At 41.0% G+C, this 20,381-nt stretch carries 16 protein-coding genes; 5 read left to right on the forward strand and 11 right to left on the reverse strand.

The annotated features are described in order from the left end of the window. Positions 1-26: 26 nt before the first annotated feature. From ACQK2H_RS08525 to ACQK2H_RS08540, 4 genes are read right to left on the reverse strand one after another with little or no spacing between them, the layout of a single operon-like run. Complete coding sequence (locus ACQK2H_RS08525; RefSeq protein WP_425391010.1) at positions 27-3,026, reverse strand: choice-of-anchor J domain-containing protein; 3,000 nt, start codon at positions 3,024-3,026, stop codon at positions 27-29. Next, positions 2,968-3,246, reverse strand: a complete 279-nt coding sequence (locus ACQK2H_RS08530) for a NifU family protein (protein ID WP_425391011.1) — start codon at positions 3,244-3,246, stop codon at positions 2,968-2,970. The genes ACQK2H_RS08525 and ACQK2H_RS08530 overlap by 59 nt, the downstream gene beginning before the upstream one ends. Positions 3,247-3,249: 3 nt before the next feature. Then, positions 3,250-4,341, reverse strand: a complete 1,092-nt coding sequence (locus ACQK2H_RS08535; protein WP_425391012.1) for an Mrp/NBP35 family ATP-binding protein — start codon at positions 4,339-4,341, stop codon at positions 3,250-3,252. 31 nt (positions 4,342-4,372) lie between these two features. Further along, positions 4,373-5,683 (reverse strand): hypothetical protein, encoded by a 1,311-nt coding sequence (locus ACQK2H_RS08540; protein WP_425391013.1) that lies wholly within the window; start codon positions 5,681-5,683, stop codon positions 4,373-4,375. 83 nt (positions 5,684-5,766) lie between these two features. Between ACQK2H_RS08540 and dnaG the strand changes: the two genes are divergently transcribed. The 4 genes from dnaG to surE are packed head-to-tail and all read left to right on the forward strand — an operon-like array spanning position 5,767 to position 10,274. After that, a complete protein-coding gene (gene dnaG, locus ACQK2H_RS08545; RefSeq protein ID WP_425391014.1) occupies positions 5,767-7,698 on the forward strand; it encodes a DNA primase in 1,932 nt (643 codons plus the stop codon). 3 nt (positions 7,699-7,701) lie between these two features. Beyond that, the gene (locus ACQK2H_RS08550; protein ID WP_425391015.1) at positions 7,702-8,901 is read left to right on the forward strand and encodes a bifunctional 3,4-dihydroxy-2-butanone-4-phosphate synthase/GTP cyclohydrolase II; all 1,200 of its coding nucleotides are present in this window, start codon (positions 7,702-7,704) and stop codon (positions 8,899-8,901) included. Next, a complete protein-coding gene (locus ACQK2H_RS08555) occupies positions 8,898-9,500 on the forward strand; it encodes a hypothetical protein (RefSeq protein ID WP_425391016.1) in 603 nt (200 codons plus the stop codon). The genes ACQK2H_RS08550 and ACQK2H_RS08555 overlap by 4 nt, the downstream gene beginning before the upstream one ends. Before the next feature lie 3 nt (positions 9,501-9,503). Beyond that, entirely contained in the window at positions 9,504-10,274 is a 771-nt protein-coding gene (surE, locus tag ACQK2H_RS08560; protein ID WP_425391017.1) for a 5'/3'-nucleotidase SurE, read from the forward strand. A gap of 139 nt (positions 10,275-10,413) precedes the next feature. Here the strand turns inward: surE and ACQK2H_RS08565 are convergent, their stop codons facing one another. The 6 genes from ACQK2H_RS08565 to ACQK2H_RS08590 all read right to left on the reverse strand — a co-directional run bounded on the left by ACQK2H_RS08565 (position 10,414) and on the right by ACQK2H_RS08590 (position 16,930). After that, positions 10,414-10,797: a hypothetical protein gene (locus ACQK2H_RS08565; RefSeq protein WP_425391018.1), complete on the reverse strand. Its 384-nt coding sequence runs from the start codon at positions 10,795-10,797 to the stop codon at positions 10,414-10,416. Positions 10,798-10,867: 70 nt separating this feature from the next. Then, positions 10,868-12,394 (reverse strand): GNAT family N-acetyltransferase, encoded by a 1,527-nt coding sequence (locus ACQK2H_RS08570; protein ID WP_425391019.1) that lies wholly within the window; start codon positions 12,392-12,394, stop codon positions 10,868-10,870. A gap of 70 nt (positions 12,395-12,464) precedes the next feature. After that, complete coding sequence (locus ACQK2H_RS08575) at positions 12,465-13,403, reverse strand: lipid A-modifier LpxR family protein (RefSeq protein WP_425391020.1); 939 nt, start codon at positions 13,401-13,403, stop codon at positions 12,465-12,467. 10 nt (positions 13,404-13,413) lie between these two features. Beyond that, complete coding sequence (locus ACQK2H_RS08580; RefSeq protein WP_425391021.1) at positions 13,414-14,298, reverse strand: cation diffusion facilitator family transporter; 885 nt, start codon at positions 14,296-14,298, stop codon at positions 13,414-13,416. A gap of 10 nt (positions 14,299-14,308) precedes the next feature. Further along, positions 14,309-15,634: a dihydrolipoamide acetyltransferase family protein gene (locus tag ACQK2H_RS08585; RefSeq protein WP_425391022.1), complete on the reverse strand. Its 1,326-nt coding sequence runs from the start codon at positions 15,632-15,634 to the stop codon at positions 14,309-14,311. A 51-nt stretch (positions 15,635-15,685) separates the two neighbouring features. Further along, positions 15,686-16,930: a competence/damage-inducible protein A gene (locus ACQK2H_RS08590; protein ID WP_425391023.1), complete on the reverse strand. Its 1,245-nt coding sequence runs from the start codon at positions 16,928-16,930 to the stop codon at positions 15,686-15,688. A gap of 186 nt (positions 16,931-17,116) precedes the next feature. Between ACQK2H_RS08590 and ACQK2H_RS08595 the strand changes: the two genes are divergently transcribed. After that, positions 17,117-17,677: an EF-hand domain-containing protein gene (locus ACQK2H_RS08595; RefSeq protein ID WP_425391024.1), complete on the forward strand. Its 561-nt coding sequence runs from the start codon at positions 17,117-17,119 to the stop codon at positions 17,675-17,677. Here the strand turns inward: ACQK2H_RS08595 and ACQK2H_RS08600 are convergent. Next, positions 17,648-20,371, reverse strand: coding sequence for a triple tyrosine motif-containing protein (locus tag ACQK2H_RS08600; protein WP_425391025.1), 2,724 nt, complete (start codon positions 20,369-20,371; stop codon positions 17,648-17,650). The genes ACQK2H_RS08595 and ACQK2H_RS08600 overlap by 30 nt on opposite strands. Between the last annotated feature and the right edge of the window lie 10 nt (positions 20,372-20,381).

Here is a 20,381-nt window from a genome sequence, read left to right on the forward strand (position 1 = left end):
AAAAATATGGGGATAAACCTAATCAATTAGCGACTAATAAACAGTTTTTGAGAGCTTTTGAATTGAGTTCCAATCACATTCACAAAATACAATCCTTCTTGTGAGGGAGCTTTGTATTCAATGATCTGATTCAATGCATTAGGTACTCTTTGTTCAAAAATTATTCGACCACTGATATCAACCACTCTAATTGTCACTTCTTCTTTTTCAGGAAGGTTAAAACCTACATTGAAGTGATCTTTGGCCGGGTTGGGGTAAATACGAGCAACATCCTCATAAATAGGAGGGTCGCTTTCAAAGATATTGATATCATCGATGTAAAGATCATTTCCTCCTCCCGGTGTAAATACAAATGCGATCCGAATGTCTTCATCAAAGAAAAATGAATGGGAAAGACTGAGCCTGAAGGTCTTCCAGTCACTTTCTTCTGTTGGCACCCAGCGTATAGCAGAGGTTTCCACTTGAAGTGAATCTGAATCTATATCCAGTAATGTTGTGTTGTAATTTTCTCCACAATCGGTAGACAAAAGGACTTGTAGCCGATCTTCAAATCCGTCACGAGAGGCATATGATGCACGGAAAAATAGAAAGGCGCTATCCAGGTTTCCGGTTGAGAGCTTTGGACTGATAAACCAACTTTTTACGCCAAGCTGAGGAGCATTGAAGCCATTTGCACGTAAAGCACCATTTTCTTCAATGGTAACTCTTTCCCAAAGGGATTGATTACTTTCTGACGTAATGTCCCAACTATCGGAACTTTCAAAATCTAATGATAGAGGGTATTCATCAGATTTTCTATCTCTTAAAAGCGTGGTTTCAAGTGTGTTATTCTCACCTGATTCATCATCCACACCATTGACCTGTATGATTTCCGCACCTATTTCATTTGGACCTTCAATGAGGTTATCAGCAGTAATAAATACACTGGCAAAAGATTTAGATGCGATACTTAAGTCATCAAAAGTTGTAGTGATTGTATCTCCATTCACATGGTATTTTACTTCAAAAGAGGAAATTATTTGTGACCCTACATTTCGCAAACGAAGCTCTATACGAGAAGACTCGGCGCAGGTAATTAGTGGCCCTTTCAAACTGCTGGGGAGCACATCGTTTTCAAAGAGATTAGTCTCAACGATTTCAATATCATCCAGGTAGATATTATTTCCACCACCATTTATTCCCACAAAAGCGAACTGTACTCCATCAATATCCTTATACTCGGTAATACTTATCAGCGTATCCATCCACTCTAGCTGATTTGCTGGTGTGAAATTCTCTGAAGATTCTCCTGTAGTGGCCAGGTTTGGACCAAAACTTGAGAATAGTACATCTGTAAAAGTTTCACCACAATCAACACTTGCTTTGACCATCAGGCCATCATAAAATGCATCCGGTGGATTTGCATGAGCAAAACTGAAAAGCATTTCTCCGGATTGAATATTTGTTAAATCCAGGATCGGTGTTTTGAAAATGGTCTCTTCCCCAAACCATTCGGTGTTTTCAAATGCCTTAAAGACAATGCCTTGATTGGACGGGGTTGTTTTTGGAGCAGACATTACTTCCCATGGTAAATTACTGCCAATTGGACCCAAAACTGTTAGTACACTTTCAAAATCTTCAAAGAAGGGGAGCCTGACAGATGTATTGTTTGACACCACTTTAGATATCATATCATTGGCATTATTATCGTCTACAGTCTCGTTGACACTCATCACCTCAAAAGAAATGGTGTAAGGAGCACTAGGGATTGATTGTGTGGAGAAGTTGATTACATCAGAAGCCAGTGGAGAAAGCGAGGTATTGAAAGCCTGTGAACCGCCAATTGGGTTGCCATTGATATTGAATTGTATTTCATACGATGTGATGTCATCAGTCCCATAGTTGGTGACCATTAGCTGAGGAGTAATATTAGTCCCGCAGGTCGCAAAATCAGGGCTCTGGATTTCTACTACTGCCAAATCATTCGTAAATCTTGTGGGTTCAGAAAGTCCCGGGCTTGATTTGAGTGATATCCTGTTAGGCGCATTATCCATCACCACTCTCATTCGGGATTTTTGCCCTTCAGTAAACAGATTCATACATATGTCATCTGTATAGTCCATGTAGTTTTGAAACATCTCCGGTTCTCCGCTAATACATACTTCTGAATCACCTGGGTTTGGGAACGTACAGGGAGAGGTGTAATCTCCATTGTCTGTATCTGCTAGAGGTGTATCGTCTACAAAATCATCTACAGAGCAATTGCCATCTCCCCATATGTGCCTTAAGCCAAGGTAATGACCTACTTCATGTGTGAGAGTCCTGCCATAGCTTTCAAAAGCAGAAGCAGATGGATTTACACCAAAGTACTGATAATCAATAAGTACACCATCAAAAATGTAGTCTTCCGTATCATTTACAATTCCTTCAATCGAGATTAAGGGGAATGACGCATAACCAAGGAAAACCTGGAGGTCAAGCACATAAATGTTCAGGTAGTGCTGAGGAGGCCAGTAGCTTTCAGATCGAAGCAATGGTCTGTGAGAGTTTGCCCGATATACATCACGTGATCCTTGTAGTCTAACGATACCATTAGTAGGGTTGCCGGCAGGGTCTTGTTTTGCAAGCACAAATTCAATCTCTACATCTGCTGCCACGGGGAGGAATTCAGCCGGAGTATTTACAGCATCTGCATTCATTCTTCTAAAATCGGCCGTGAGCGAATCTATCTGAGCCTTGATACGCTCAGTGGAAAGGTTGACTCCAGTGCCTTCAAGTTCACCTTTATGAAAAACATGCACCACAACCGGTACCTGATAAATGGGTGCTTGAAGCCTGTTGGCTTGATTTTTTTGTTCTGAAAGTTTTGTGCTTATCCAGCTTTCAAACTCGCCGGTAGATGGAGCTACAGTTGCGCATCTATCCTGGGCATGTAGATAGGTGATGAAAAGTGTAAATAGTAATACTAACCCAGCACGCATGGGTCCATCAGTTAGCAAATGGGAGTTTAGCGTTTGGATCGTCTGGCGAGGTAATATTAACCGCATGTACACTTTTAATTTCAGGAACTTCACGTTTTATCGCTTCTTCCACACCTGCTTTTAATGTCATTGTAGACATAGGGCATGAGCCACAATTTCCCATGAGCTCCAGCACAACGTTCATATCCTCATCCACTTCCAGCACTTTCACATCACCGCCATCTGCCTCCAGGTAAGGCCTGATCGTGTTTAGTGCTTTTTCTACTTTTTCTACAATTTCTGACATATCCTAAACGGTCACTTCTACTTTTTTAGTCTCCGGGGATGAAGCATTTCTAATCGCCACTTGTCTTGCTACGCTTTCAGCAAGGCTTTTAAACGCATCCGATAACTCTCCATCCTTCATAGCAGCCGGATATCCACTATCTCCACTCTCTCTGATAGACTGAACAATTGGGATTTGTCCCAATAATTCTACTTCGTTCTTCTCTGCAAGCTTTCTTCCGCCACCTTCTCCAAAGATAAAGTATTTATTATCAGGAAGTTCGTCGGGAGTAAACCATGCCATATTTTCCACCAAACCTAAAATCGGAACGTTGATTTGAGGTTGTTTAAACATGGAAATACCTTTTTGTGCATCAGCCAATGCCACTTTTTGCGGGGTTGTAACTACCACAGCCCCAGTCACAGGTACTGCCTGTACCAAAGTGAGATGTATGTCACTGGTACCTGGAGGAAGATCAATAATTAAGTAATCAAGATCACCCCATTTTGCATCCGTAATAAACTGTCTAAGGGCCGAGCTAGCCATCGGACCTCTCCAAACAACAGCATCTTCACTGTTAGTAAGAAAACCTATTGAAATCAGCTTTACGCCATATTGCTGAATCGGGACGATCTTGTTTTTACCATCTTCCTGAACAACTCCGGGTTGTTCAAACTCACAGTTGAACATGGTAGGGATAGATGGTCCATAAATGTCAGCATCAATCAAGCCAACATCCGCACCTGTTCGTGCGAGTGCCACTGCAAGGTTTGCAGCTACGGTAGACTTCCCAACTCCCCCTTTACCGGAAGATACCGCAATGATGTTCTTCACGCCCGGAAGCACGGGTCCATCATCACGTTTGGTTGTTACATTGGAAGTCATGTTGATGATGGTCTTAACATCACCTAAATGTTTCTTTATTTTTTCCTCACAATCCTTCTTTATCACCTCTTTTAGAGGACATGCAGGAGTGGTGAGCACCACATCAAAGGCTGCTTTATTGCCATCAATATGGATGTTTTGAATCATTCCCAACGATACCAGATCCTTTTTGAGGTCCGGATCGATGACTTCACTAAGTGCTTTTAATAAATTTTCCTTCGTCAATTCCATTCGCGTCGCAAGTTAAAATTATTCTGACAAATTAGCTTTCCCTCAGGTATCCCCAGGCATGTAACTTATCACTATCTTCAAACCAACGATTTCCAATATCAGTTCGGTAATACATGTTAGGAATCATGATATTTTTAATGCGATTGTAAAGTTGCTGTTGGGCTTGTTTCATTGTTAACCCCATTCCTGTAACAATCAAAGCCACACCACTACCACCGGTTATTAGCCATTCATTGTTTACCATCTTCACATCTTCAATGTGCACACCATCTGTGATAGGTCGTTTGAACACAATAGCAGCATCTTTTGAAAAAGCCTCAAAAGTTTTGGGATCCTTGTAAGGAAATGGAGGAACTACTACTCTGGCCCCCACCTGGAATCCGTTTCTTGTTTTAAGGTTGGGTTTTTGACCTTTTGCAAGCTCATAGAAAAAGTCACCTATCCCATTAAGCATACCATCACCTTGTATAGAAATGGTCGGATATCCAAAGCGAGAGGTGAATTCTAGTGGATAAATGCCATTACCATTTACAATGCAATTCACATCGATATATCCCACATATCCTTCTTTGGCCAGGGTTGGTTCCATCTTTTTTAAAGTAGAGTTAAATACTTTGTTTGGGCCGCTCCAAAACATACTGGTGCCCATTTCTCCTGTAGCTACTCCTAATTCCCCCGGAAAAAGTTTTTTATGCTCAAAGTTGATGTTGATAGGATAGATAAATTCTTTTCCATTGAAAAAAGCACCTACACCGATCTCAACGCCGGTATCTACTTTCTTTTGAAGCTGATAAACTTTTACTTCTTCACTCCATGCATTTTTATATGCCTGGAGAATCCGTAATACATCGCTACCATCTTCTTCCATCCCAACAAATAGCAGTCGCTTGATATTTTGAGCTTCGCCACTAGGCTTAAGCACATACTTGCCCGGGTTTGCTTTGATGTGAGCAATTCCAGCATCAAATGAATCAAATTCATGATAGTTAAGGATGTTTACCTTATGTTTTTTGAGTTCACTCTGACCGAAAGAGCGATCATCTTCAAGCTTGTCAGTATAGGGAGTGCCACCTACCACATACTTTCCTTGCTCTCGTAGTTGCTTAGCTTTTTCTCCCTGACCTAAGACATCATCAAAAACGATCAGGTCTGCCCAGTCCACCTCAGCCTCCCAGTCATCTACTTTTGTTACAAATCCATTACCTATTTCTTTTTCACTTTCTTCTTCAATGAAATACTTCACCTGGTGCCCTTCTTTGCTGCATTGCCAGGCGATATCGCTTATTAATCCTGAGATTGAAACAAATAAAATATTGGCAGGATTTGATGTTTGTTTGGGCATTGATTTTTTAGTTTAAAACTATGCTTTATTCCTGATGATTTAGTATCCTTTTAATCAGGTAATTTTGCAATCCATTTACGCGTATGATTCATCCCTCAACCATCGAAGAGATCAAAAACCGAATCGACATTGTCGAGGTGGTAGAGGACTTTGTAACTCTCAAACGCTCCGGGTCAAGTTATAAAGCCCTGAGTCCATTTACCAATGAAAAGACACCTTCTTTTTATGTAGTACCATCTAAAGGTATTTTCAAGGATTTTAGCTCTGGCAAAGGGGGAGACGCTATCACTTTTGTAATGGAAGTAGATGGCCTTAGCTATGTGGAGGCGCTAAAATACCTGGCAGGTAAGTATGGAATTGAGGTAAAAGAAGAAGAGCAGTCGGATGAGGCGCAGCAAGCTCAAAACAAGCGAGAGAGCTTATTTATTGTTCTCAATTTCGCAAATGAGTATTTTCAGGATGTGCTTCACAATTCCGAAGAGGGTAAGTCCATTGGGCTTTCTTACTTTAAAGAACGCGGATTCACAGAGGAAACAATTAAGAAATTTGAGTTAGGCTATTCAAAGGAATTGTGGGATGGGTTACTCAATGAGGCCATTCAAAAAGGCTACAATAAAGAGCTATTGGCGGAAGCAGGCCTGATTATAGCTAAGGAAGGAAAGAATTACGACCGTTTCCGTAGCAGGGTGATGTTTCCTATTCACAATGTTTCAGGAAAAACAATTGCTTTTGGAGGAAGGAAACTTTCCAGTACGGATAAGTCAGCAAAATACATCAATAGCCCGGAGACCGAGCTATACCATAAAAGCCGGGTGCTTTATGGGATGTTTCAGGGAAAAAATTCCATTCGTAAGGAAGATAACTGCTACCTGGTAGAAGGCTATACGGATGTCATCTCCATGCATCAGGCCGGAATTGAAAATGTAGTAGCATCGTCAGGTACCGCACTAACAGAAGATCAGGTAAAGTTGATCAGACGCTATTCAGAGAATGTAACAGTCATTTTTGATGGCGATCAGGCCGGGATAAAAGCATCCATGCGAGGGATTGACCTGTTGCTGGAAGGTGATTTGAACGTAAAGGCTGTCGCGCTACCTGAAGGGGAAGACCCTGACAGCTATGCGAGGCAATTGGGGGCTTCCGGATTTCGGGATTATGTTGCTGAAGAAGCCCAGGACATCATTCGGTTTAAGACTAAAGTGCTGCTGGATGAGACAGGAAACGATCCGGTTAAGAAGGCAGGAGTTATCAAAGACATAGTTTCCAGTATCACCAAGATCAACGATCCTGTAAAGCGGACGGTTTACATCAAAGAGTGTAGTGATCTCCTTGGAATATCTGAATCGGTGCTGGTAGCTGAACAAAATAAGATTCTCATTGAGAATCGGAAAAAGCAACGATCACCCGAACCACAACAGCCTGATATCGAAGCGCCCCCATTTCCGATGGAGCAAGAGGAGCTCATCGATCAGCTGGATATTGGAAAGATTATCGAATATCAGGAACGAGAGAGCATTAGGGTATTGGTAAATTACGGGAAAAGTAAGATCGAAACGCGTGAAATGCAGGATCAGAGTTTAATCGATTATTTTCTGAACGAAGCGGATGAAATACAGTTTACCAATGAGACCTATCGAAAGATCATTGATGTATTCAGGGAAAAATTGAATGAGGGAGAGGTCATTGACGGTGAATATCTGATGAATCACGAAGATGAAGAAGTACGAAAAACCGTCATTGATCTAAGTGCTGATAAATATGAGATCAGTGAAAACTGGAGTGAGAAATATCAAATTCATGTACCTCGCGAAACTGAGTTTTTGCGTGATGTCACTTATACCAATGTCTTAAGGTTAAAGTTTAGAATCGTGCAGCAGCTGATTGAGGAGGAGACCGACAAGCTGAAACATGCGACAAACGAAGCAGATGTGGATGAACTTTTGGATGACATAAATGAGTTGAAGAAGGTATCGGTGGAAATAGCCAAAATATTAGGAAACGTATTAGTAGGATAGATAATGCTAGATAAAATAGAAGAAGCCATAGAGGCCATCAAAAATGGAGAAGTGATCATCGTGGTAGATGATGAGGATAGAGAAAATGAAGGCGACTTCATTTGCGCGGCGGAGAAGGTCACTCCCGACATCATTAATTTTATGTCAAAGGAAGGGCGGGGGCTAATCTGTGCTTCACTCTTGGAGGATAGGTGTAAGGAACTTGACCTTGATCTGATGGTTGGCAAGAATACAGCGACTTTTGAAACCCCATTTACTGTTTCTGTTGATCTTATTGGACATGGTACCACTACCGGTATTTCTACCTCCGATAGGGCAAAAACCATTCAGGCATTGGTCAATCCGGAAACCAAACCTGAGGATTTAGGCAGGCCGGGACATATATTTCCATTGAAAGCAAAACAGGGCGGAGTGCTTAGGAGAGCCGGTCATACAGAGGCTGCTGTTGATTTTTCTCGTTTAGCAGGTCTTACACCAGGTGGAGTTTTGGTAGAGATTTTGAAAGATGATGGCACCATGGCTCGTCTGCCCGATTGCAGAAAGATTGCTGACAAGTTTGGTTTGAAACTTGTTTCAATTGCAGATCTTATCAAATATCGAATGGATAAAGAGTCGATGATTGAGGAGGAGATTGAGGTGAGTATGCCTACTGCCTGGGGAGATTTTCAACTCAAAGCATTTAAACAAAAGAATACCGGAGAAGAGCACTTGGCATTGATTAAAGGTGAATGGAAAGAAGGTGAGCCAGTGATGGTCAGAGTCCATAGTTCATGTGTGACCGGTGATATATTTGGTTCGTGCCGATGTGACTGTGGAGGCCAGCTGCATGGAGCTATGCAAATGGTGGAAAAGGAAGGAAAAGGAGTGGTTTTATATATGAATCAGGAAGGCCGGGGGATAGGCTTAATGAATAAATTGAAAGCCTACAAACTTCAGGAAGACGGTAAGGATACGGTTGAGGCAAACCTGGAGCTTGGATTTAAGTCTGATCAACGAGACTATGGTGTGGGAGCTCAGATTTTAAGGAAGTTGGGTGTCACTAAACTGAGACTGATAACCAACAACCCGAAAAAACGAGTAGGATTGATGGGGTATGGTCTGGAAATTGTGGAGAATATTGCTATTGAAATAGCTCCCAACCAACACAATCAAAAGTATCTTGAAACTAAAAGAGATAAACTAGGACACGAAATTTTGAAATGAGATATCTGTTTGGGTTAATATGTTTATTAGCAATCCTGAGCGTGTCTGCTCAGCGCTTTTCATCAGAAGTATTCCATGATGGTTTTTTGGTGACCACAGACAAAGACACGATCAAAGGAGACCTTAAGTATGATTTAGACGCTAATATTTTAACGGTTGTACATCGGGGAAAAACAAAGTCTTTTTCCAGCCATAAAGTCTTTTACTTTGAAATTTTTGATAAGATTGTCAATAACTACCGACAGTTCTACTCTATCCCATACACTGTAAATTTTGATTATAAAATCCCTGTCTTTTTTGAGCTAGTATACGAAGGAGAGATGTCACTGCTGGCACGCGAACATCTGGTAAGTCAAACTGTCAATAGCAGCTCTGCATATTGGGGTGGAGGAACCGGCACTCAAATAGTCATTAAGTACACGTATTATTTCATGGATGATAATGGTAAGATCACTTACTTCAACGGTAAGCGGAAAGATTTGCTTTCATTTATGTCTAAAAAACAATCAGAAGTAAAAAAATTTATAAAAGACAATAAGCTGGATACTGATGAAATGGCTGATTTGGTCAGAATTACAGCATTTTACAATTCAATTTAAATTATGGGCAAACCCTTAATTCTTGTTAGCAACGATGATGGCATCACTTCTCGTGGCATTCGTAAACTGATAAATGTGGTGAAACAACTAGGTGAGGTTGTGGTAGTCGCTCCAGACAGCCCTCAATCCGGCATGGGACATGCAATCACTGTAGGAGATACGCTTAGGTTAAAGAAAAGCCAACTCTTTGAAGGGATAGAAGCCTATGAATGTACAGGAACTCCGGCTGATTGTGTGAAGCTGGCCAAGCACTACGTGTTGAAAGATAGAACCATTGATTTAGTAGTATCCGGTGTGAACCATGGGAGCAATAGTTCAATTAGTGTACTTTACTCAGGCACGATGAGTGCAGCAATTGAAGGAGCAATTGAGGGATTACCAGCCATTGGATTTTCGCTATGTGATTATGATCCGGATGCGGATATGGATCATATTGACAGTTATGTGAAAAAGGTGACTGAGGAAGCATTAAAAAATGGTATTGCAAAGGGTATTGCGCTAAATGTGAATTTCCCAGTGAAACAAAAAGAAGAGATAAGGGGAATAAAAGTATGCCGCCAGGCAAACGCCAACTGGGAGGAGCAGTTTGATGAGCGTAAAGACCCATATGGAAGAACCTATTTTTGGATGGTCGGAAACTTTGTCAATCACGACAAAGGTGAGGACAATGATGAATGGGCACTAGCGAATAACTACGTTTCAATTGTGCCTTGCCAATTTGATATGACAGGCCATCATGCCATTGCTCAGATCAATGAGGCTTGGGATATTTAGAGTTAAGCTTTCAGAAAGTTTGACACTTTGTGAAAGCTATGATTACTTTTCTTCAGTATTTGAGAATAGATAATGTGATTTATGTCTTTGGTTTAATGTCTACTTAAAAAGTCAGCACTCAAAGCTTCACTAAGTCTGACTATTGATGGATCGGCTTACTAGACAAATAATAGTTTTTTGCCCTCTTCATTCGTTCACTAGCCGAGACTCCACATGCAATAGCTATTAGGCCGCATGATGCAGCACCAGTACTAATTATGATGGAGTTCTTATTGTCAGTATCCGGGTTGGTGGTATTACTGGAAATAATAGCTAACAATACGGCAGCACCCAAAAAGCCATAAGCTGTTTTTCTTGCGCGATTATGCTTGATTATCATTTCTTTGGCTTTCGGTGATACCGACTGACTTAGTAAGTGCTCCCTTATTTCGGGTGCACTCATGCCATCCAAACTTTCTGTTTTTTGGCTATGAACCTGTAGGGTAAGAAACAATGTAAAAAGAATAGTAAAGGAAAGTTTCATGATTTAGGTGTTTGTGATAGGTACTTATATTAGTACAATAAGTAAACGATATCCCCTAAAAAAATAAAACCTACTTCTTCTTCAACTCATATACATCTTTCCTTCGATCTTTAAGGTTATTCACACTTCCAAACTCATGCAATTCCCTTAAATCATCCACATCTACATCAGCGATGAGGATCATTTCTGTATTGGGAGTGGCCTCCGCTTTGATGCCATTGGTAGGAAATGCAAAGTCACAAGGGGTAAATACCACTGACTGTGCAAACTGGATATCCATGTTATGCACATTCGGCAGGTTGCCAACACTACCAGCCAATGCAACGTAGCACTCGTTTTCAATGGCACGAGCCTGCGCACAGTTTCTCACCCTGGAGTAACCGTTTTGAGTGTCTGTGAGGAATGGCACAAATAGAATATCCATTTCTTCATCAGCCAATAATCTACTTAGCTCCGGAAATTCCACGTCATAGCAGATAAGCACACCAATTTTTCCGCAATCGGTCTCAAAGGTTTGAACGCTATTACCGCCTTCCATACCCCAGATTTTGGATTCGTCCGGCGTAACATGAATTTTTTCAAATCGCTCAATTGTTCCATCTCTTCGGCACAAATAACCCGCGTTATAAAGCCTGTCATTCTTTATCTCGGGCATACTTCCCGTAATGATGTTGATGTTGTAAGAAACAGCCAGTCGAGAAAATCGATTCACAATTTCATCCGTGTGTTTTGCAAGCTCTCTTATCGCATCAGATTCTGAGAGATGGTTGTTTTCTGCCATTAATGGAGCATTGAAAAACTCGGGGAAAAGCGCAAAATCTGACCGATAGTCTGAAACAGCATCTATGAAATATTCTGCTTGTTGCATTACATCGTCCAGGTCTTTGTAAGGACGCATTTGCCATTGAATAAGGCCGAGACGCACGACACGTTTGATGCTGCTAGCCTGGTCTGTTGGTTCTTCATAGTAGATATTATCCCATTCCAGAAGAACCGCATACTCTTTGGATTCCTGATCACCTTCGAGGTATCCTTTTAGTATTTTGGATACGTGGAAATCATTATTGATTTGGAAGTTGAGTACCGGATCATCGATTTCCTTTTTCTTCACCTTATCAATATACTGACGAGGAGTTAGCTCTTCTGCATGGCGGTGGTAGTTTGGAATTCGCCCACCAAAAGCAATGCCTCTAAGATTCATACGTTCACACAACTCTTTTCTGTAATCATAGAGCCTTCTGCCCAATCTTAAACCACGAAATTCCGGTGTAATGAACAGGTCCACTCCATACAACATATCCCCGTCGGGATCGTGAGTGCTGAAGGTGTAATTTCCTGTTATTTGCTTATAGGTGTGCCTTTTCTGTGCGATCCTGCTTTTAACAATAAGTGAAAGTGCACAACCTGCCAGTTGTCCATTGACTTTAATGACGACCTGTCCCTCCGGGAAGAGATTAATCAGTTTTTCGATTTCATGTTTCTCCCAATAATTATCCTCCACCTTTTGGTAGGATTCTATCATCGCCTTCTTCAGCTCCTGATAGTCTTCAAGACCAAGGTAGGTCAGATCAATGTTGTCAATGTCAATGTCTTGCATGATGCAAAGGTAATTACGATCACGTGCTAAAATGATTAATAATTTGTGTGGAAATTAAATTAGCGATTTGTTAAAACCGCTGATTCATTCGAATGCCAACAAACTTATGATAGCGTGCTTCGGTGGTTTCTTTAGTTCGGCGATAATACAGAAGTGCAAAATCAAACTTGGTCCAGCTAGCCATAATGCCGGCGCGTACCTGAACAACCCATGGCTCACGTGTTTCAGTGTATATAGATTCTTTTCCAATCAGGTTGCCTTCAATGGTTGCATTATAGGCAACATATTCCAATCCCGGGCTAATGAACAAGTAGAACTCATGATTTCCAGGTCCCTTATTTTCTATACCGACAACACCATTGTATTGTGTTGAGTTTTGAATGGGTTTGAAGTTTCCCATTCTTATCATTAATTCTTGTCTTATATGTGTAAACGTAGTGCCTAGTGCCAAATTGGATTCACTAATCACTTCTGTGCCTTCTGTCCCAACAAGGGTCTTAGCATAGGTGCCGTAAGTGTTAATTATCGGAGCATCATTGATTTCATATTGCCATCCAAGAGGGAGTTGCATGCCGAAAGTTTTATGCCATTCGTATTGTAAATCTCCGGTTCTCAAAGCAGGACCCATCCAACCCAGTTCTACTTTTAATTTTATGTAGCTCTGATTTTTATAGTAATATTCATTGGATGCAGCTAGTGAAATTTGTCCTGCATACGGCCGATCCATATCTGCTGAATCTTCCCAGAAAAGGTGTCTGGGACTATAAATTCGATGGTTGAGATCATAAGACCTGATTACTTTTTCGACCCCCGATTTCCATTTTGAAGAGTCCTTTAGCATGCGGTAACGCAACGCCACCCCATTACTGTAATATTGATCACGTGTTAAGTTTAGCGTGTATGCATCATTGTCATTCTCTACCTGAAGCTCACGAGTAAGCATTTTACTTTGCGCATGAGCAGTAAAGGAGATGGCAAGAACAAGAAAAACGGCAGACAGCACTTTCATCCTTGCGAAATTAACATGGATCACAATCTTCTTCTATGGTTTCAAACTCAATAGTCGCATGATCGATACCAATTGTCTTCAGGCGTTCTTTGGTGGTCTTTTTAATCGTTTCCAGGTCATTCATAGAGCGCTTACTGTCAACTACAAGGTGTACCGAAAGAATATTGAACTCCCCATCCATGGTCCAGGTATGGCAATCATGAAAGGACTTCACATCCGGGATATTTTCAAGTGTTTGATGGATAGCATCTATGCTAAGATTGGAAGGGGTGGCTTGAAGTATGATTCGAAAACTCTCTTTTAGATTCTTGTAGATATTGAAAAGAATAAAGAGCGCAATTCCAATACTCAATAGTGGATCAAGGATTGGAACATCATAGAAGTGCATGACGATGGCGCCAATTAATACAGCGACCCATCCTAGTATATCTTCCAGTAAGTGTAGATAAACAACCTTTTCATTTAATGAACTGCCTCGGCTAAGGCGAAAGGCTGCAACACCATTTACAATTATTCCGCCTATCGACAGATAGATCATGCCAATAGTTTCCGGTGTTTTCGGCTCAAGTAATCGGGGGATCGCTTCGATCATTATGAAAATGGATCCGCCAAACAGAATAATAGAATTAATGACTGCTCCTAAAACAGAGAATCGAGTGTACCCATAGGTGAACTCCTGGTTTTCTTTTCTTCCGGAAATTCGCTGAAAGTACCAGGCAATTCCGAGTGATAGGCTGTCTCCGAAATCATGAAGCGCGTCGGATAGAATGGCAACACTGTTGGTTAAAAGACCACCGATGATCTCTATCACAGCGAAACCAAGATTTAAAAAGAAGGCAACTTTGATGTTGCCTTCTGATTGGTTTGAATGATGATGGTGGTGCGAGTGCCCCACTTCAATTTGTTTAAATGCCTCTGTTAAGATCGTACTCTTCCAGGTAGTCAGCTACCTTTCTTACAAACATTCCTCCCAATGCTCCGTCCACTACTCGGTGGTCATAGCTATGAGATAAGAACATTTTACTACGGATTCCGATCATATCTCCTTCAGGAGTTTCTACTACGGAAGGTTTCTTCTGAATAGCCCCTAAAGCCATGATCGCAACTTGAGGCTGCATAATGATAGGCGTGCCCATCACATTACCAAAAGAACCAACGTTCGACACGGTGTATGTACCGCCTTGTAGTTCATCCGGCTTCAGTTTGTTTTCTCTGGCTCTCTTTGCCAGATCGTTTACTTTCTTGGTTATTCCAACTAAACTCAGCTGGTCGGCATTGTGAATAACCGGCACAATCAAATTGCCTGATGGCAGGGCAGTAGCCATTCCAATGTTGATTGCTTTTTTCTTCACAATATTATTACCATCCACCTGCACATTGATCATTGGGAAATCTTTGATGGCACGTACGATAGCTTCAATCAAGATAGGAGTGAATGTAAGCTTTTCTCCCTCTCTGTTTTGGAATTCATTTTTCACTTTGTTTCTCCATGCCACCACTTTTGTTACATCCGCCTCAACAAATGATGTTACGTGTGGTGAAATGTGCTTAGAAGCCACCATACGCTCAGCGATCATCTTACGCATCCGGTCCATTTCGATGATCTCATCTCCGCCATCCACTGCAACAGGCATTGGCTGATGCGAAGCTGATGGCATAGTAGGTGCCGGTGCTGCAGCAGGAGCAGGCGCTCCTGATTTTCTGGTTTTAACGTAATCCAGAATATCATTTTTAGTCACACGACCTTCTTTACCTGTTCCATTTATTGACTCTAGTTCAGAAACTGAGATTCCTTCTTCTTTAGCAATACTTCGTACCAGCGGAGAAAAGAATTTTCCGGATTCTGAAGTACGAGGGACTTCTGTTCCATTGCTCGTTGACGAGGAAGCGGTAGTCATTGCGGTTTCAACAATGGCTTCTGCTTGTTCAGCCGGGCTTGATTCCTCTTTTGGCGATTCTGCAGGAGTAGGGGTGGATCCTCCGGCTTCACCATCTGTTTCAATTATGGCAATTGGCTTACCTACTTCTACAACATCACCTTCTCCAGCTAATACTTCTTTAAGTACGCCGGCATGTGTAGCTGGTATCTCTGTGTCAACCTTGTCGGTAGCTACCTCGAGGATCGATTCGTCTTCTTCGATGGTGTCGCCCACATTTTTTAACCATGCCAGCACGGTTCCTTCCATCACACTTTCGCCCATTTTAGGCATTACCATTTCTACAGTTGCCATATTATATTTTGTTTTAGGTTGTTTCTTTTGCTTTCAAAGATAATAATTTTGTTAATCCTTATCTAAGTTTATTCTGATCATGTTCATTGCAGCTACAGCACTGTAGCCAATGTTAATGTTTCTGTCTCTTACAAACTGAAATTTCTTTGCTACGGTTTTCTTTTCATCGGAATAACCGATCCAAACAGTACCGACAGGTTTTTCTTCAGATCCTCCGCCAGGTCCTGCTATGCCACTTATGGAGACCCCTACGTCTGCTTTGAAGACTTTTCGTACATTTTTGGCCAAAGCTAAAACAACTGGCTCACTGACAGCACCATGTTCTTCCATGATTTTACTGTCTACTTGTAATTGCTCGTTTTTAAGTTGGTTGGAGTAGGGGACAAGCGATCCATTAAACCATTGAGAACTACCTGCAACAGAGGTGATTTTGTGAGATAGATATCCTCCTGTACAACTTTCGGCTATGGCCAGCTTTAAGTTGCGTTCTTTCAGCATACGTCCGATTGCCTCTTCCATATCCTCATCATCAAAACCATAAACGTATTTCTTGATGAGAGGAAGCACGTTATCTATTTGTTCCTGAACTTCTTTTTTTGTTTGTTCATTTTCTCCTGAGGTGGTCAATCTGAGCTTAACTGTGCCCATGGATGGAAGATATGCCAGTTTAATGTGAGAGGGAAGTGAATCCTCCCAGTCCTTGATGATCTCTGCAAGTGCGGACTCACCGATCCCAACTGTTCGGATCATTCGATGATAAATGGCATCTTTGATGAACATGGCTGAAAGTTTTGGTAGCACCGTATCAGACATCATCTTCCTCATCTCGTAGGGTACACCGGGCATAGAAACAATCACCTTTCCATTTCTTTCAAACCACATTCCCGGAGCAGTGCCCATGTTGTTGGCTATCGGAGTGCAGGCTGCAGGCATATCGGCTTGTTGTTCATGCACTTCAGACATTTCCCGACCTGCTTTTTTAAAAAGTGATCGGATATTTTTCAACATCTCTTCATTTCGCTCAAGGTGGGTGTCAAAATACTCGACAAGACACGGTTTGGTTAGGTCATCATTGGTAGGTCCGAGACCTCCCGTTATTAAAACAATGTCTGCCTGAGATTCTGATTCTTCCAGCTGGTTTATGATTTCCTCTCGAGTATCCCCAATGGTTACCTTTTTATTTACTCTGATACCCAGACTGTCAAGTTCTCCGGCGATCCAATGTGAATTAGTATCAAGTGTTTGGCCGTAGAGGATTTCGTCACCAATAGAAATAAGTATGGCTTTTGCTGGCATATTTTCTAATAATGTATGTGAATTTGAATCACTTATTTTTTGAGGCCTCAAAAATACCATTTAGCCCATGAAGTTTCTAATTGAAACAGGTAAGTATATTTATACGGCACAGCATCATAAAAATCCAATTGATTGAAAAATGTGAGTAATGAGTAGATTATTTATTTTCGTATCAAAATCACGATCATGCTGACTGAACTGCAAATCAATAAGTTGGAGCGTTTTTTCTACGTTTTGGACTATGACAGAAACGGAATCATCGAAAAAGAAGATTTTGTAGGTATTGCTGAAAATCTTTGCATTCTATGGCGAATCAAAGAAGGAGATCCTAAGTATTCTGAAATTCAGAAGCGATTTGAAGATGGATGGAATCATTTCAATTTATTTGTCAATAACAATGATGGTAAAGCAAATTGGGATCACTGGATCAGTTTTGCGGAGCAGGTGATTGTAAATGGTGATGAAGAAATCTTCTCTCACTACGTAGATGAGTTTGTAGGTGAGATTTTTGATAACTTCGATACGGATAATGACGGCTACATCAACCTTGATGAATATATCGATCTGCTTGTCGGGTATAGAATTGAAGTAAGATTTGCAGCTAAATCCTTCCGTAAATTAGATCGTAATCACGATGATTTGATCAGTAGGGGTGAACTAATTAGAGCAGTAAAAGAATTCTTTAGAAGTGATGATCCGGATGCTCCGGGAAACTGGCTATTTGGAAGAGCCCTCCTTACTGACTAACGGAATATTTTCCTTTTTGATTTTCACTTTCACCTTACCTTGAGTCATAAGTTCCCTTAGCAGTCTTTCGAGCGGGAAAATCATGAATGCAATTGAAGCATCTAATAGGAAATCAACAACCGGTGTACTCTTGAAGCTGAAAAGTGATCCAATAGCGCTTTGCAAAAATTCAATGATCAGTACTAATGTCAGTAATGTAAGACCGCTTCTCAGTAATCTGTTCTTAGAGCTATCCTGGTTTAGCTTGGTCGAGAAAAACACTAACCCTCCAAAGAAAGCAATCTGGATTGCATAAAACCAGGGCGTTTGCCAATAGGGTGGTTTCACGCTAAAAGCCAATACTTCTCCTTCTTCAATACGGCCAAATGCATCTCTTGCACGAACTCTTAATTGGTAATTACCTTCCGGTAAAAAGCTGAAATCAATGGTTTTACTTTTTGACCATTCCGACCAGTCATTATGAAGTCCTTCCAGTTTATATTGAAATTCCGGATTGAGTAAGCCTAGAAAATCAGGTTTGGAAAGCTCAATATTCAGGAAGTTTTCATCATAGCTAAGTATGAATCTTTCGGATTGGTTAATTTCTCCGTTTTCATTGGAGACTTTTTTAAGAAAAAAATTGAAGCTTTCCAGGCCACCTTTTTTTGAAGGGTCGTACTTAAGAAGCTCATTGTTTTCAGTAATCAGCCATAGTTTATTTGATGTAGGGTCAATGGTTATCGTGCGGAGATCAGAAAACAATCCCAAATACTCAAGTTTCTCAACGCTACCGTCTTCCATTAGGTGATGCCATACTTTGCCGTTAAAAATCCACACGCTTTTCTCAACCGGATCATATAGGTGATGAAGAGGTGCGCCTAAGGATGCTTCCAGTTTTAAGTCTTCTTTTACCTGATTACTAGCTGCATCGTAGTAGAAATAACCCTGAGAATTAATGAAGTACAGCGAATCCCTTCGGTTAAGAATGTTTACATCATCGAGAAATATGTTGTTGAGTGGCAATTGATGATTAATGGCAAAAGTGGAGTCGGTAGCATTTGCTCTGTATATGGCCGATGTTCCTGCCATCCACATTACTCCATCATCCCCTTCTTGCATACTTACAATGATGTCGTTCATCGTCTGGCTTACCTGTTCAACCCATACATCACTAATTAGCTTGTAGATTTTGATTTCAAGATCTGAGGTACTGATTACCAGTTGGTTAGATGAATTAACCATGTATGATCTTACATTTTCTGGAATGATGATCTGAGCGCCATCTTTAGTTACCTCATAGATGCCTGAAGTGCTTATTCCGAGTAGTTTTTCTTGGTAGGGGAATATGGAAAGAAACTTGCCATTTGCACCATCGACTGGTTTAAAAGTATAATTAATGTCGACTGGTATTTTTCTGACTTTACGCACATACTTTGTGTTCTTATCAAGCTTGCCCTTTACTTTTTCTACTTTGGAATCATCTTCGAATAGATTGGCTATCGAATTGAATATTCCGCCTTTCTTCTTCTCTTTAGTTGATTCTTCAGCTCTGTTCTTTTTACCGAACAAGCGTTTTAAGATTGGTTTATTTTCTTCTTTAGCGGTTGTCTCTTTTTTAGTAGATCGTGTCGTTTGCTTTTTCCTGGTTCGCTGCACCTCATAATACACCTTGTTTTCAAAGATGGTGTCTCGGTCAAAGTAGAATAACCCAAGGCTGGTGGTCACCCACAATTCGTCATTATAGTTTGAGACGCTTGTAAGGTTTCCGTTTAGTCCCTGAAAGTGTGAGTAACTGTATGCCGGGAAAAGCGGAGCTATATGGGTTATTCCAAATTGATGAGCGGCCCATATGCCATCCGAATTATCTGCATGAATGGTAAATACCTCATTATCGGGTAGTCCTGCATGATAGTCCGTTACTTCTGCGTAATCCGGATCATTTGTATTAAAGAGTACCAAACCACTTTCGAATGTCGAGCAAACAAAAAGGGTATCATTAACCCACTGAATCTCCTTGACTTCAAATCCTAACTCTTTGATATGCTTGTTTTGAGTAAGGGATCGAAATTCAAAACTTTCATATTCAAAGAGTTCATTATCGTAATTGACAACCAGGTCCGGTTTTCCTTTCCGCTGATCTGAATAAGCCACTTTTTGAAGTGGCGAAATAGATGTTAGGGAGTCCTTGATGAGGTAAGTCTCGCCATTACTGGTGTTTACCAGCATCTGGGCATCCAGCTCATAAATATTAAGATAATCTCCCTGATAATGCTGTACCTCTTTGCTCACAATGTCATAAACAATGAGGTTTTTGCTACCCATGAAGTAAACCTTATTTCTGAATTGGTGGGTTTCTAAAAACAAATCACTTAAAGTATCTCCTTCAATGAGTGACTTATATTGCACGCTACGATTGTGAAAGTCAATCATTCCCACACTTCCTATGCATCCAACATATACCACATCCATTGAATCAACCGCAATAGATAAAGCGGAAGATGGTGTTTGGTAGTAATCCCACGCCTCGCCATCATACTTTAAAACACCTGCACGATTGGCAATACAGAGCCTCCCGTGATTGTCACTAGTGATTTCGAAGTTTGAATTATCTATATTAGAATGACGAGGGAAATGGTGAGTAAGTAGAAAATCACCTTTTTGTGCGAATAGTGTGGTTAGGCTAAGACAAAAGATAACCAGCAGTGAATGTCTCATTCCCCGAATT

The sequence above is a fragment of the Ekhidna sp. genome (assembly GCF_965228795.1).
In the GTDB taxonomy this organism is placed as follows: Bacteria; Bacteroidota; Bacteroidia; order Cytophagales; family Cyclobacteriaceae; genus Ekhidna.